Raw genomic sequence first — 16,035 nt, 5'->3', positions numbered from 1 at the left:
TTCTAAATAAGAAATTTTTAACGCCGTTAGCGTCAGGTTTACTCCTTCAAATTGAGCAAGTATTAAGTCTAATTGGTATAAAGTGGGAGCTGAGGCTCCCACTTTTATTTGAATGGGTATGGGTATGTCAAATAATGAGTTAGCGGATGAACTGGTCGATGGTCTAGATTTGGACTTGTTGGCACAATTATGGAGTGAGCCCGAAGCACAAAGCGACACGACAACTATCGTCGCCACTGAGCACAGCTCAGGTACGCTTTCGTTTCAGCAAAAGCGCTTGTGGCTACTTCAGCAAATTGATCCAACCAGTAACGCCTATGATGTATTACGTGCATATCGTGCGCCTAATGCGTTAGATTTGTTACAGCTCCAGTGCGCACTGGATGCACTCGTTGAATGTCATGATATTTTCCGCACTTATTATCAGTTTGACGGCGCGGCAACTCAGGTGGTCGCGTCGCAGTGTCAGGTGCCATTAACCCTCATTGAAGTAGACACTGAGCTTGATGGTGATGCGCTTTTTGCACAACAAGAGGTCAAAGCATGGTGTGATAAGCCATTTAATTTAAGCCAAGTGCCGCTATTAAAAGCTGCATGGGTGCGTACGGCTCAAGGCGGATATTTATTATTACGCAATCATCATATTGTGAGCGACGCATGGTCAAAAACCTTGATCTTAAAAGACTTGCTAGCGGCATATCAGGGACAAGCACTGACTAAACCATCATGTCGTTACCTAGATTATGCGACGTGGCAAAGTGACTACTTGTTTAATGAAGAGGCCAACAACATTTTAGATTATTGGCAAGGTTACGTGGGTGCAGTACCGCAGCCGATTGCGCTACCTATGGTGGAGCCTGAAAACGAACACCAAGCTCATGCGCTGACATTAAGTTGTCAGTTATCCCGTGTTCAAGTTCAGCAAGTTAACGCTTTTTGCCAGCGCCACGGAAACACTGCCGCAGCGTTATTTATGACGTTATTGCAAGCGACATTAAGCCGCTTTAGTAGTACCGAGCATTTTTTGATAGGCTCGCCTACCGCAGCTCGTAATCTGCCAGAGCTTGCTGATGTGGTTGGGTGTTTTATGAATACCCAGCTGTACAGAAATGAAGTACAAGATGGTGTCACTTTTCTTGATGCGATTGAGTGCAACCAACGACATACGCTGCGTTTAATTAATGAAGATCAAGTACCATTTGAATGGCTTGCGGAGCAATTAGAGTGGCCGGTGCAGTCTGATAGACATCCGTACTTTCAAGTCTTGTTCAACTATTTGCAAAGTGACCCGCAGCCAAGTAGCGACCAAACGATGGCGCTTATCCCCGTGAGCGTAGAAAGCCACACCGCAAAGTTTGAATTATCGTTAGATGTTAGTGTGCAAGAGGGTGCTATTGAGCTTTATTTTGAAGCCGACAGCACGGTGTATAGCCAAGCGCTATTGCAACAATTGCAGCACTGCTATCTCGCTTTATTACACGCTGTGCTGCATGAGCCACAGCAAAGTATAAATAACGTACTTATCCATCAGCCCGACAGCGTATTTTGTGCGCCACAACAAGATAATGATGCTGTCACTATTATCGACCTTATTACTAAACAAGGCAGCCGCCAAGAGTCGTTGGCCATCGCGGATGATAGCGGTGCGCAGCTAAGCTACCAAAAGTTGCTTGAGCTAAGCGCTAACTTTGCCAACTTTCTAATTGCACAGGGAGTGCAAAGCGAAGATAGAATTGCCATTATCACTTCTCGTCAAGCTGACATGGTTATTGCGCTGCTTGGGTGTATGCAGGCGGGGGCGGTGTATGTTCCGATCGACCCGACCATGCCACAACAGCGCCAACAATTAATTTTCAACTCAAGTGCCGCTGTGGCGATTGTGACGAATATCGACACTGTTCATAACCCCGGGAATTTACCGGTTTGGTCAATTGCTGCGGTGAACGAGCGGCAATATCCGCAGCCTCCGTTTATTGTTCGTATCAGGCCGCAGCAGCTGGCTTATATTCTATATACCTCTGGTTCAACTGGTCAGCCTAAAGGTGTTGCGATAAGTCATGGTAATTTAGTTAACTTCATTCTCGCCATGCAGTCTCAATTTTCACTCACACATGACTCAAAATGGTTAGCCTTGACTGCACTGGGGTTCGATATTTCTGGTTTAGAGCTTTATCTGCCTCTGGTCAGTGGGGCGCAGACTTATATTGCTAACTCGGTACTAGAACTACAAGCTACTGACTTAATCGGTATTACTCATATTCAAGCGACCCCTGCGGGGTGGCAGGCCTTATTGGCAAAAGAGTTGATTAGCGCTGCGGTTATTGGTCTGTGTGGCGGAGAGGCGCTGCCTCCGGCGTTGGCTCAATCATTACAAGATAAACAGGTCACACTCTACAACATGTATGGCCCGACGGAGACTACAGTGTGGTCTTCTAGCCACCTTGTCACTGCACATATTCATCTTGGTCATCCGATCCGAAATACACAGTTATATGTGTTAGATCAGCACTTAAACGCTTGTCCGCAGGGCGTATGTGGAGAGCTGTACATCGGTGGTTTAGGGTTGGCACGGGGATATTTTGCACAACCTGCACTGACTGCACAGCGGTTTATCGCCAATCCATTTTCTGACACGGGTGAGCGACTCTATCGCACAGGTGACTTAGTTGAGGTAAACGCCCGTAATGAGCTGCATTTTCTCGGCCGTACAGATCACCAGATAAAAATTAGAGGGCACCGTATAGAAATCGGTGAGATTGAAAGTCAGTTGCTATGTATTGATGGTATAACCCAAGCTGTGGTGGTTGCTCACGATGCCGAGGGGAGCAAGCAGTTGATTGGTTATGTTTGCACCCAGCAGCTGCAAAGTGAAGACATAAAAACAGCGCTGAGTGCACTGGTGCCAAGTTATATGGTGCCAGAGCAACTTATTATACTGGATACTCTACCGCTTAATCACAGCGGTAAAGTGGATAGAAAAGCGCTGCCAGCACCTTCATTACAGCAGACGCAGGGCACATTACCTGTGGGTCATGTTGAGCAAGCATTAGCACGCGTCTGGCAACAGATTTTACAGCGTCAGCAAGTGTTTCGGGAGGATAATTTCTTTGCCCTTGGAGGCAACTCGATTCACGCGCTACGCATGGTGCATCAGTGGCATAAACTTGCCAGACCTGAACCTCTCGTTGCTCAGGCTATCTGGCAAGCGGATAACTTACGTGCCTTAGCTGAGCAAATGGTGGCCTCAAAACAAGCTTCTGTGAGTGATATTTTGCCTGAGTCAGTAGGGGGACGCGCACCCAGTGATTTATTAATATGTCTTCACGATGGCCGTGGATTTACCATGTCATATCGCCCCTTGGCAATGGCGATGCCTGAACAAGTGAGGTGTGTCGGGATCACCCCTGACACTGAGTTATCATCTAGCGATAATTTTAAGACGCTGGCATCTCGTTATGCTCAACAGCTTGGAGACTTGAGCGGCTATGAAAATATTCATGTGTTAGGCTGGTCGTTAGGTGGTGCCTTGGCATTACAGTTGGTCGAAGCGCTCGCATTACATAAATATCAGGTAGCTAACGTCTTCCTCATTGATAGCTGGGATCCCTTTGAACCTGCGAATCAAAGCTCGGAGAGTTGGCGTGATTATATTTTAACGCGACTTTCTGAAAGCGTCGCCGCTCCCGAGCGCTTTACTGATTTTGCGCAAGCGGTAAGAGCGTTTCCATGGTCGGACGGTGATTCTAGTGCGTCAAGAGGTGAGGATATTTCGCGTTTTGTGACAGCGCATCTAGCACTGCTGGAAAAGAATATTGCTGCCATGCCAGTGTCAGAAATTATCCAGACCTTAGAGCAAACTTACTTATTGCGCTGCGCAGGTCGACACGAAGTGGAATATCACACATTAGATACGCCTACCTATTATGCGGTGTGGAGCACAGAGCGCGATGAAGTACTGACTAACGCGTTCAACCAGCGCTTTGGCATTGAGCATATTGAGTATGTGAATGCCAATCACATGGAGATTATTTCTCATGGGAGTGTCATAGAAACTGTACAAAAAGTGATAAAATTAAAATAAACATAGATTGTAAGTGATAATTGTTTTCGTTACCATTGCAGGTAATAAGAAAAGGAGATTATGACGATGCAATCAGTAGGTAAGCGATTACTGATATTAGCCAGTATTGTTCCGCTATCCAGTTGGGCAGCAGAGCAATCACTGGCAAGTGAAGATATAGAGGTAATAGAAGTGCTTGGACGAGATTCGGAAAAGCATTTTGCTACGTATACGTATTCCGCAACTAAGACTGCTGCTGATATTTTAGATTTACCGCAATCCATTAGTGCAGTGACCAAAGAGTTAATTCAGCAACAGGGATTGATGCGCCTGAATGATGTAACGCCTTTTGTTAGCGGTGCCAGTGAGTTTTCGGTATACAACGATATTACTATTCGCGGTTTTCGCAGCCAAGATGATCGTCGCCTCAATGGTATGCGCACGTACAATGACTTTTGGTCACAAACAGCCATCGCGCATGTCGAACGGGTAGAAGTGATAAAAGGCCCAGCCTCTGCAATTTTCGGTGATGCCAGCCCCGGTGGTGTCATTAATACGGTAACCAAAAAACCGCTCGCAACCAGTCGCCATGAGCTAAGTGCTCGTATCGGGAGTTATCAAGAGAAGTATGTGGCGCTTGATACCACTGGTGCTGCGAATCAATCTGAGTCAATATTATATCGCTTAAATGTTGGTTACGAAGATTCAGAATCTTTCAGAAATCAAGCGTTTAACAAGGGCTTGTTGGTCTCTCCAAGCGTTACTTTTCTTGCCAGTGATACCCTCAAGCTAAACTTGGAGTTTGTCTATTCAGACAGTGAGGGGATTTTAGAACGAGGCCAGCCCAATATTCGTGGCAGTCAACAGTTGGGCGCGGTGCCAATCGAAGTCTCGGCCACCCAGCCTGGGGACCATTTAGATACTGAAAGTTTGATTAGTAGCCTTGCCGTTGATTATCGTTTTAGCGACTCATGGTGGCTAGCTGTACAGTATATGCACCAAGATAGTGACCAAGATTTAATCGAGCATGGTATTGGAAACTATGTTGATGGCTCTGACTCTGTGGTGAATCTGCGTTACATTGATCGTAACTCTGAAGCAGAGTCGGACTCGTTCTCCAGTTATCTAAATGGTAATTTCTATACTGGAAACATCGAACATAATGTTGTCATTGGTTATGACTATATTGACAGGTTTAGAGAATCTAGTCAGCGTGTGGCCAATAATGCAATACAGTTCGATATTCTAAACCCGGTTTACCAGCGTCGCGACACGGCCAGTTATAATGCAACTCAGCGCCCTGTGTTTGGGGGTAACCTACAAAGCGAAGGGATTTATATACAAGACCGCATCGTGCTTGGACAATGGTCGCTATTAGCCAGTTTACGTGAAGAGCGCTTTGACCTTGATAATACGGGTGGTGGTAGCTCAAAAGACAGCCAGTTACTGCCAAGGCTTGGCACTGTATACAAACTGTCCGATACGCAGAGCGTTTATGCCAGCTGGATGCAAGGGTTTGAGCCACCTCCACTGTATTCAAATAACCCTGAGCAAGGTGGACCATTTAAACCACAAGATAGCGAATTATACGAAGCCGGTTTTAAGGCACGTTTATTCAATGATAACTTACAAATAACAACAGCAATTTATCAAATTACTCGTGAAAATGTTGTGCTATATGATGCTGAAGCATCCGCTAAAATTGATTTCGCTCGCTACATGTATCGTCAGCGTGGTGCTGAGCGGGCGAGAGGATTTGAGTTTGATCTCAACGGTCAATTGAGCGAACAGTTCTCAATTATTGCTAACTATGCTTACAACTCAGCAAAAGTAACCAAAGATCTGAATGACAGTGAGATTGGGAAACGTAAAGAAGGTGCTGCTAAGCATATGGCGACAATTTGGTCGCGGTATCAATTTAATGATAATTGGTCTGTAGGTATTGGCGCCAACTACGTCGGTGAGCGTCCGACATCATCAGAAGGACTATTGCTGCCAAGCTATGTGCTGTATAACGCGGGTATTTATTATCAAGCGGATGACTGGAAAGCATCACTGGTAGTAGATAACCTATTTGACAAAGTACATTGGACCGGCGGTTACAGCTATAGCCAGCTATTCCCAGGTGATCCGCGTAGCGCGAGCTTAGCGATTAACTATCGATTCTAAACAAGGAGAGTGAAGTACGCGCTGTTGCGACTTCCTTTTTAGGTGAAAAAAATGACAGCAAAACAATGGTTCAGTTGGCATAGTTTAAGCGGCGTTTGGTTTGGCTTACTATTATTCGTGATCTGTTGGACAGGGGCATTTGCTACCATTTCTTATGAGTTAGATTGGCTATTTGATGATACGGTTCGTGCGCCAGAGAGCAGTCCTCAAGTGAGCTTGGCGAGTGCATATGAAAAGGTGCAAGAGACTTATCCGGACGCGCGAATCGGGATTGCTTTTGCAGGTGCCGAGGCACATTTTGCGCACGACTTTGTGGTGCGCTTACCCGACAACCCATGGCAACATATTTATGTTGATCCCTATACCGGGAATATTCAAGGAGAAACGAGCTTTTTGAATATTCAACGGTTTTTCCGAGACTTTCATATGCACTTCTTTGGTGTGTTCGATAGTATCGTTTCTTACTATTTGGTTTTGGCGTTTGCAATTCCGATCACCATATCAACACTGACGGCACTGTACCTTTATCGAGGATGGTGGCGTAAATTTTTTACATTAAAACTCAGTGGAGACACTCGCGCGAAAGTCGCCAGTACCCATAAATTGGCTGGAGTATGGAGTCTATGGTTGGCTGTGGTCATTGCCGTGACCAGCATGTGGTATTTATTTGAGTTTGTTAGGATGGACTTAGCTGATGGCAAAACGGCATATACTGATGTTGGGCAGTTCGCTGTAAATCCATTGCCTGAGTTGGCAGCACAAGATAAACCTCAACTATCAGTGGTGACACTCGCAGCTAAGGTTAAAGAAGCGCGACCAGACTTAGATATTAGAGCCATCCGCTATTCTGGCGGTTACTTTTATGCTGAAGGCCAGGCTAATGATGTATTGGTCAGAGACCGCGCTAACAAGGTTTATGTCAACCCATACACAGGTGAGATAGTCTATAGCCAAACTGCATCTAGCCAAGGGTTATATTGGCGATTATCTGACACTGCGGATCCCTTACATTTTGGTAATTTTGCAGGAGTTTGGGTAAAAATACTGTGGTGTATATTTGGCTTAGCGCTGTCATTTTTAGTGCTTAGCGGAACCTATATGTATGTTAAACGTCAGTTGAAACTGCGTCGCAAAGAAGATCTTCGCGGTGTGAAGGTGTCTCTGGGGTTAAGCGGTGCACTGCTGTTGTGCATTGGATATTATGCCTACCACACACTGATGGGGTATGGCATTGCTGGCCAGTTCCCGGTGTTGCCATTGGGCTCTAAACTATTTTTGGTTGTATGGACATTATTAACGTGCGCCATTATCGCTATCTGGATAAAAGCGTTGCTGAATCTATGTCGCGAAGCAACGCTCGTGAATAAGCCTGAGGCTAAGCCTAAAGCGAAGCCTAAAGTGTCGCACCACCATCTATAGTGAGCACTTGCAAGGTAGTATGCGAACTCAGTGATGAAGCAAAAAATAACACTGAATTGGCAATTTCTTCTGGTGTCGCCAGTTTTTGCAGTGGGATCCCAAGCTTGTATTGGCTTGCAAAACCCTGAATAACTTGGTCGGCACCTGAATCATCTAACCACATACCGGTTTGCATCGGGGTTAATGTTGACCCCGGTGCGATAACATTGGCACGTATGCCATAAGGGGCTAATTCTAACCCCGCGGTTAGGGTCAATTGTGTTGCAGCAGATTTAGAGGCACAGTAGGCGGCCATACTTTGACGTGGTGTATGACTGGCATTTGAGCTAACCGTTACAATACTGCCGAGACCTTGCTGTTTGAAGTGACTTGCACAGGCTTTTAGAAACACAAACACGGCTCCTGCGTTAACGTGTTGACAGTGCTGCCATTGCTCTAATGAGTGCGACTCTAATTCACCTAACTCAAGTACCCCTGCGACATTAAGTAAATTATAAGGGGCAAGACCCTGCTGGATAAGCTCAGTCAATGTAGCTTGTAGTGTTGTTAAGTCTTCGAGATCGCACTGTACTGCTTTAAACAGGTTATGAGTACGGGGAAATTGTTTATCAAAACCAACAACGCGCGCGCCAAGTTGAATGAATTTTTCCGCAATACTTTGACCTATCCCTTGGCCTGCACCTGTGATCCAAACCACCTTATTGCGATACTCCTGTTGCAGCAGACTATCAAACCCCATGTTCTAACTCCTGTGTAATCGCGTTACAAGATAAAGCCGGTGTGCGTGTCCAGCGACTCGCGGTTGAGACGATGGCCTGTGCAATTGCACTAATTTGCTTTGATGAATATCTGGCATGGTTGTAATCAATATCAAACTGCGCTGGCTCATCACCATTTAGGTAGATTTGGATCATCAGGTCATCAGTGGTACCTGCACTGAGAATGTGACTACGCGTTGTTATCTCGCCATAACGAGGATGACTGGTAAACGGTAGAATGTTAATTGTCGGGCCGCTTATCTCAATGGATTTACCTTGTTGTTTACGGTCGCGCTTTAAGTGCTCTACGCGGTAGCACTGTAAGGACTTCAGGCGCTTAATTTGTTTATTGATGTGCTTTGCAACATGCTTTAACCCATCCGCCGACGGCAAAGTCAATGGTAATGGCAGAACATTGCTTTGTACCGTCGGACAGGAGAACTCAATAGCACAGTGGCGATTCATCATCACAAGCCCTAAGGTGACTTCAAAGGTACTGTGCTTGGCGGCTAACACGGCTGCAATGACGCTCAGTAAAATTTCACTTGGGGCGGCATCCACATAATTTGCGGCAGATTGTAACGTTTGCCATTGGGGACGTGTTAACCCGAAGTGATAACGTTGATTAGGTGCTGTGATCGCGGCTTCACTATGACTAAAGCTTTGTGCCGGTGGGTGTTGATCCAGCCACTGGTTTAAAGACGCTTTAGCCTCGGATAGACGTTGTTGATATTTGTCGCTGGTGTGTAAATCAAGTAGCTGTTGTTGCGTGGTAAATTGGCAATGAGGCATAGGTTTACCCGCGTTTAATGCGTTATAACAGCGAGTTAAAGCTTGATGAAATAACCCAAAGCCATAGCCATCCAGCACGATGTGATGGCCAACAATAAAACAATAATCTTGGCTTGGCGTACGTACTAATTTAAATTGCATTAAGCAGTCAGTAGCCAAATCAAACGATTTGCCGAGCGTTGTGGCAACCTGCTGAGACATAAACTCTGCGACTGAGACAATATCATGGTCAAGATACTCAATGTTCAATGAGGGCTGAATATTTCCCACAATAATGCTGGGGGTAAAGCTGTCATCATGAATAAAGTGACTACGTAATAACTCTGTTTGCTCAAATACATGATGCAGCGCGGCTTTAAACAGCGCGGCATCGATTTTACCGTGAAACTCTAAACACTCGGCAACATTAAACAAATTACCTTGGCCACTGATGGTATGCAGCAGCCACATGGCATGTTGAGAGTCAGTTAATGGCAACGCCATTATTCAGCCATCCGTGTTTCTAACAGCTCCACCCAAGCGGCAAGCGTTGGTACTTGTGCAAGCTCGATGAAATTAGTCTCAATACCTTGTTGCTGCCACAAAGAAATTAAATTCATGACTTGTACAGAGTCTAAGCCGTAATCAATGAGGCTTTCATGTTCATCAAACTCATCAGGTTCACAATCAATTAATGGCAAGATAAACGCTTTTAATCCGTCTAGAGTGGTCAAGTCTGTACTGGCTTCACCAATAAGCTCTGCGGTAGTAAGCACTTTACCTGCACGTTGACTGATGATGTGAAGTGCCATCATATGTTCATCTTTGGTGAAATCTGCGATTGCATCTGCGACAACAAAGGGTTGGATATCTCGCATAAACGCATCTATTGCTGTGGTCATTACACCGATATGACCATAAATACCGACAATCAATAGTTGATCACGCTGCTGAGCTTGCAGTTGGCTTTCAAAATCACATTTTTGAAATGCGCTATACCGCCACTTGGTCAGTACCGTGTCTTTTTCTGTGGGGGCAAGTGCATCAACGATAGGTTGCTGGCTGGGATCTTGTAGTCCAGCTCCCCACATATCAAGTAGTAAGCCGCGCTCATTACGACCTTGTTTAATTGGCTGAGCGGTGTAGTAGACTGGAATATCATGCTCATAACAATACGCTTTTATACGTTGAATATTTTCTATCATGGCGGTGACTAATGGGTTGTCTTGGCCATAAAAAGAAACAAAATAATGCTGGACATCATGGATCAATAACGCTGCACGGTGTGGCTCTAGCTGCCACTCTACGCGATTTGGTGCAAGCTCAGCGGCGCGCGGCAGAGCATAGTGATTTAATTTAGGTATACTCATGTTACTTCTCTAAAATTGTGGGGTAGGTTGCTGAACTTCGGTTTCGTTACGAAGCTGTTTTTTATCGACTTTGCCAACAGGCGTTAACGGTAAGTTGTCTATAAACTTAAACTTATCTGGCACTTTGTAGTCAGCGATACCCTGCTCGCGCAGGTATTTTCGAAGTGCAAGTGCTTTAACTGGTATACCAGTAAGAAAAGCAAAACTTTTTTCACCTAACGTTGCATCTGGCATAGCTACAATCGCGGCTTGTTGAATATTTGGATGCCCGAGTAAAAGGTTCTCGACTTCTTCTGCTGCGATCTTTTCACCACCACGATTGATTTGGTCTTTCACTCGACCGGTGACGATGAGGTGGCCAGATGGTAAACGTTTTACCAAGTCTCCGGAGCTATAAAAACCATGCTCATCAAAGGCACTTTGATTATGTTCAGGTGAGCGATAGTAACCGCGAATTGTATAAGGCCCTCTTGTTAAGAGTCGCCCTTCTTCACCATCTGGTACTAAGTTACCTTGCTCATCGACGACTTTGATTTCATCGTCTTCACTGATTGGTCGACCTTGTGTATGAAGGATATGCCAAAGATCATCATAGCGGGTATAGTTAACCAACCCTTCAGCCATGCCAAATACTTGTTGTAGCTGGCAGCCAAGTAGTGGCTTAACTTGCTCTGCAATGGTCAGGCTTAATTTAGCGCCACCCACTTGAATTACCGCGAGGCTTTGTAAGTTATGTGCGCTTTTTGGTGCGTGCTGTAACCACAGTTGTAAGGCTGGAGGAACTAAAGCCGTATGGGTAACTTGGTATCTTTCTATTAACTGGAAGCAACTGCTTGGGCTGGGATCGTTTGCCATCACAACCGTGCCGCCTGCGGCAAAAACCCCAAGTGCGCCAGGGGAGCTTAGTGGAAAGTTATGAGGCGCAGGGAGGGCGCATAAATAAACATGTTGCTCTGTTAATTCGCAAATATCTTTACTGGCGACCACAGAGTACAAATAGTCATTGTGGGTGCGCGGAATAAGTTTAGGTGTTCCTGTACTGCCGCCCGAAAGTTGGAAGAACGCCACGTGTTCAGGGTTTAAATCAGGGGCAATAAATGCGCGGGGCTGAAGGTAGGCCTGTTTTAATAGGCTATTACCTTTGGGGTGATCCACCAACGTCGTGCGAATACTTGGGTACTGTTGTTGTAATGTTTGAATAAAAGCGTCATCACGATACAGCTCATGCGCTGAAGAGACAATCAGTACTGTTGGTTCAAGTTGCTCGCAGTAACTGTTAATTTCTGTCTGTTTATGGCTAAACAGCGCACATACGGGGGCTGCGCCTAACTTTAGCAAAGCAAATAAGCTAATATAAAATTCAACTTGGTTTGCCAGTTGAATAAGCGCAGTATCTCCTTGCTGGATCCCTTGAACGGCAAGGTAAGCAGCCAAGTGATCGCTATACGCTTCAAGCTCTTGATACGTCAAACTACGGTGAGCATCAATAACGGCTGGTTTCTCGCCATGTTGTGCGAGCTGATCGCTGATGACTGAAGTTAGCGGGCGGTCTTGCCAATAACCTTTTTCACGATAGCGCTTTGCTAGCTCAGGGGGCCAAGGGGTAAAATCAATTTGCTTCATGGAGTTTATTTCTCATTGCGTAGTATGTTTGCTTTATTTCGAGTGCATTCAACATGGTATTGAGTTTTGCCTCTGTTTCTAACCACTCCGAGCGGGGATCAGAAGCCGCCACTATGCCTGCGCCAGCAAAGAGTGTCGCAGTGTGTTTATATAGCTGCGCACAACGTATTACCACTACCCATTCACCGTTACCCTGCTTATCAAACCAGCCAATTATTCCTGAGAATAAGCCTCTGCTATGTTGTTCTAGTTCCGCTATTTTTGGATAGGCAGCAGAGGTCGGCTTACCGCATAGCGCAGGGGTGGGGTGCAGCTGGTTGGCAATCATCAAGCTGTGAGTTTCAGGATGTTGTAAGGCACCAGAGATCACAGTGGATAAATGCCACATGGTGGCTGTACTTAATAATTCAGGCTGGGCAGGGATATTTAGTTTACTGCAAAATGGACTAAGTACTTGCTGGATGTCTTCAATGACCACAGCATGCTCATATCTATCCTTTTTTGATGCAAATAATACGCTGCGTCGATGGGCTTCTTCCTTTGGGCACGGATCTCGTGGAATAGACCCAGCTAATGGGTTGGTGGTTAACGCTTCAGCTTGCTTTTTGAGTAACAGCTCAGGGCTTACTCCCATTAATGTCGCGCCATCTATCGTCGGGAATGAAAAGTGATACCCTGACTGACTTTGCTGTAATAAATTACGTAGCACCAAGTGGTGATTTATTGGCTGATCGAAATCCAGCTGTGTTTGCTTACTGAGTACAATTTTGTCTAGCTGCTCGCTATCGAATAATTGCTTCGCTTGAACAACCGCTTGCTCAAATTGCGCCTGCGATTGAATGTCTGTAATTGCTGATAGGTGGTTCTTTTGCCCATGAACAGGAGCCAATTCAGCATCAAACCAAGCGTTAAACGCGGCTTTATCCCAGCGCGATACCTTTTCCGGAATGATGACTTGTGCCTGTTCTGTTTTGCAAAACGGCAGTGCTGCAAATGCGATGGTGTCATCAGGCAGGTCACGCATGTTAGCGCTAATGTTGGCAACCAGTTGTGCGGTATCGTTGATCGGTAGCGTAATGCGTTTGCGCACGCCTTGACTGACTAGGCAGTGCGTTCCTGTGGTAAAGAGGCAGTTTTTCTCCGGGTTAAACTGCGCGGCTTTTGTATATTGTTCGAGCTGAATAACTTGACTGAAGTCCATGAGCACACCTCGCTGACAAAGCAGCAGTGAAAACGAATTAATTGACATCAAGACGAAGGTAAACAATAAAGATTTAGATTTATATGTCGTTAGTTGCCATCATTGTTTTATACAGAGCTCGCTGTTGTTGGCGTGCATCGGCATGATGTGGTTGTTTGGGGCAGTCACGGCAAAGCTTGCTATTACTTACCTTGTGTAAAAAGCAACAGGATGCTCTTAATTGATAAGGGCCATGTGTATCACTAAGCTCGATTCGAGGCGCGTAAAATGGGTTAGGCAGTTGTCCTAAGTATTTTGACTGGGTGAGGGTCTCAAAGTCTTCCTGCGTCTCTTTGCGCCTGCCAGTATAATGAAGGATTGTGGGGAAAAACTGCCTTAGTCTAAAAGCGCAATTGCTCCATAAAACAGGTTCAGGCACACCAAAGTGCTGTACTAAGAAACGATGTAATGGCACCAAGTGCTCAAAGATGAAGCTGTCGTATTTTTCCAAGGTAGGCTGCGAAGCCATAGCGGTGCCTTGGTGTGGTAATTGTAGCTGCCAATGATTGGTGTCTATGCTTACCTGCTCAGTTGCAAAAGGTAGTTTACGATTTAACACGCTGTGTACAAACAGCACCGAAGGCATGATCTGTAAGGTGTAGTGCATATGCCATACCGAAGCTTGTGCTCTTTTACCTTTCACTCCTTTGGCAGCACTGAATTGCGCAATTGCCTCGCTAAGTGTCACCACGCGCTCGAGTTGTTGAGACAATGGCGTTTGCGTTTCGCTGATCAATGAAACGCCGCGTGCGTATTGTGCAAGTGTTGGTGACAAGTAAGGTTTGAGAATAGGTAACATGATTTAGGCTATCGGGTTTTTAATATATGACGCGATCCAAGTGAATTTTTTTAGTTCAAAGTCGTCCTGTAAGGGATTTGATCATCCTTGGGAGAAATCGTGTTAGTTTTTCTGATAAAAAAGACTTGGCAGCGCTTTGTTGCGACAGCACTTAGCAGTATTATTTTTGGCATTATCAGTGTTTCATTGGTGGCACTGATCAATGAAATTATTAATGCTAATGGTGAACGTCAAACTGAGTATTTTATGGTGTTTGCTGCGCTTGCCTTGGCGGGTGTTGTGGTACAACTTATTTCCAAGTTGGTCGCTGAGCAGCTCAGTGAGCATAGTCAGGCTGAATTGCGAAAGTTAGTTGCAGATAAAACCATAGAAGCGAAAATCAGCAATATAGAAGCGCAAGGAGACGCAAAGATCAAATCTTGCTTAACTGAGCATAGCCTCAAGGTTGCAGGGTTTTTTATGAGTATGCCAGGGATTTTAACAAATGCCATGATAGTCTTGGGTGCTTTTGTATACATGGCGTGGCTAGATTGGGTTATCTTTCTTTTTGCGCTGCTCACCTTAGTACTTGGCTCGGTGAGTTATAGCTTTGCAAACAATATAGCCTTTAAGAAAATTGCTAATGCAGCGGCGATGCAGGATGGCCTTTTCCATCAGTTTGATGCCATAACAGACGGCATTAAAGAGCTTAAACTTAATCGCAATAAGCGCGCATTTTTTAAACAAGAAGTCCTCCATCCAGCCATTGATGCCTTGCGTAAAGAACGTATCGAAGGGGTATCGATATTACATATGGCATCATCGTGGGGGGGCTTTTTAATTTTTACTTTCATTGGTGGCGCACTTTTCTTCCTTTCACAGCAAACCGGTGAAGAGAGTCAGCGTATTATGTCGGGCTTTGCATTATTGTTTTTGTATATGCTTACGCCTCTTGAAACCTTACTTGCCAACATACCCAGAGCATTTGCTGCGCAAGCCTCTGCGAACACCATTAAGACACTAAGTGATGAGCTGGTCAATGAGGATGAGAGTCGGGTACCAGCACTTGCAAGCTTTGAACGCATTCAATTACAGTCGCTATGTCATCGCTACTATCATGAGCAAAGTGACGATATATTTTCATTGCAGCCGATTGATATTGGGTTTAAAAAGGGTGAGTTGATTTACCTAGTTGGTGGTAACGGCAGTGGCAAGACTACTTTTGCTAAAGTGCTGTGCGGCCTATATGAAGCTGATGAGGGGCAGATTAAAGTAGATAATCAAGCGATCACATGCACTGATTTAGATGGCTATCGGCAGTTATTTAGCACTGTGTTTGGTGACTATTACCTATTTGATCGCCTGTTAAACGTGCCATGTGAACAATTGGAGCAAAAAGGTAACGCGCTAATTCGTAAACTTAATCTTCATCATAAGGTAAGTATCGAGGCTGGCCGTTTTACCACTCAGCGTCTTTCTCAGGGTCAGCGCAAGCGCCTTGCACTAGTCGTTGCTTATTTAGAGGATCGACCATTTTACTTATTTGATGAATGGGCTGCTGATCAAGACCCTGTTTTCAAAGATGTGTTTTACCGAGAGTTGTTGCCAGAGCTGAGAGACAAAGGAAAAACAGTACTAGTCATCACTCATGATGATAAATACTTTGCTTTGGCAGATAGATTACTCAAGATGGAAAATGGCTGTTTAACAGAGGTAACACAATCACCTGTTACACCAATACCAACGCTCGCTTAATACCAATTTGACTTAATATTTACTCAATTTGAAGGAGTAAATCTGACGCTAACAGCGTTAAAAATTTCTCATTTAGAACCACTAAATAGCAA

10 protein-coding genes are annotated in these 16,035 nt (G+C 45.1%); 4 read left to right on the top strand and 6 right to left on the bottom strand.

The genetic code is table 11. The annotated features are described in order from the left end of the window. Positions 1–124: 124 nt before the first annotated feature. The 3 genes from D9603_RS01500 to D9603_RS01490 are packed head-to-tail and all read left to right on the top strand — an operon-like array spanning position 125 to position 7,648. Complete coding sequence (locus tag D9603_RS01500; protein WP_128729783.1) at positions 125–4,081, top strand: amino acid adenylation domain-containing protein; 3,957 nt, start codon at positions 125–127, stop codon at positions 4,079–4,081. A 60-nt stretch (positions 4,082–4,141) separates the two neighbouring features. Then, positions 4,142–6,229: a TonB-dependent receptor gene (locus D9603_RS01495; protein WP_241651550.1), complete on the top strand. Its 2,088-nt coding sequence runs from the start codon at positions 4,142–4,144 to the stop codon at positions 6,227–6,229. 51 nt (positions 6,230–6,280) lie between these two features. Next, positions 6,281–7,648, top strand: coding sequence for a PepSY-associated TM helix domain-containing protein (locus tag D9603_RS01490; protein ID WP_128729782.1), 1,368 nt, complete (start codon positions 6,281–6,283; stop codon positions 7,646–7,648). Here the strand turns inward: D9603_RS01490 and dhbA are convergent. From dhbA to fhuF, 6 genes are all read right to left on the bottom strand, one after another. Then, on the bottom strand, positions 7,623–8,387 hold the full coding sequence (gene dhbA / locus D9603_RS01485; protein ID WP_128729781.1) for a 2,3-dihydro-2,3-dihydroxybenzoate dehydrogenase: 765 nt from the start codon (positions 8,385–8,387) through the stop codon (positions 7,623–7,625). The two genes, D9603_RS01490 and dhbA, sit on opposite strands and share 26 nt — an antisense overlap. Beyond that, positions 8,377–9,681 carry a condensation domain-containing protein gene (locus tag D9603_RS01480; RefSeq protein ID WP_128729780.1) on the bottom strand — a complete coding sequence of 435 codons (1,305 nt, stop codon included), beginning with the start codon at positions 9,679–9,681 and terminating at the stop codon, positions 8,377–8,379. Before D9603_RS01480 ends, dhbA begins: the two co-directional genes overlap by 11 nt. Next, positions 9,681–10,547 (bottom strand): isochorismatase family protein, encoded by an 867-nt coding sequence (locus D9603_RS01475; protein ID WP_128729779.1) that lies wholly within the window; start codon positions 10,545–10,547, stop codon positions 9,681–9,683. The genes D9603_RS01480 and D9603_RS01475 overlap by 1 nt, the downstream gene beginning before the upstream one ends. A gap of 9 nt (positions 10,548–10,556) precedes the next feature. Beyond that, entirely contained in the window at positions 10,557–12,170 is a 1,614-nt protein-coding gene (locus tag D9603_RS01470) for a (2,3-dihydroxybenzoyl)adenylate synthase (RefSeq protein WP_128729778.1), read from the bottom strand. Next, the gene (locus D9603_RS01465; protein ID WP_128729777.1) at positions 12,157–13,371 is read right to left on the bottom strand and encodes an isochorismate synthase; all 1,215 of its coding nucleotides are present in this window, start codon (positions 13,369–13,371) and stop codon (positions 12,157–12,159) included. The genes D9603_RS01470 and D9603_RS01465 overlap by 14 nt, the downstream gene beginning before the upstream one ends. Positions 13,372–13,450: 79 nt before the next feature. Continuing rightward, a complete protein-coding gene (gene fhuF, locus D9603_RS01460) occupies positions 13,451–14,209 on the bottom strand; it encodes a siderophore-iron reductase FhuF (RefSeq protein WP_128729776.1) in 759 nt (252 codons plus the stop codon). Positions 14,210–14,308: 99 nt separating this feature from the next. Here fhuF and D9603_RS01455 point away from each other — a divergent pair, with 99 nt between their 5' ends. Continuing rightward, positions 14,309–15,943 carry a cyclic peptide export ABC transporter gene (locus D9603_RS01455; protein WP_128729775.1) on the top strand — a complete coding sequence of 545 codons (1,635 nt, stop codon included), beginning with the start codon at positions 14,309–14,311 and terminating at the stop codon, positions 15,941–15,943. Positions 15,944–16,035: the final 92 nt, after the last annotated feature.

The organism is Pseudoalteromonas sp. PS5 (genome assembly GCF_004103255.1).
Classification (GTDB): domain Bacteria; phylum Pseudomonadota; class Gammaproteobacteria; order Enterobacterales; family Alteromonadaceae; genus Pseudoalteromonas; species Pseudoalteromonas peptidolytica.
This window is presented reverse-complemented; position numbering and strand designations above follow the sequence as displayed.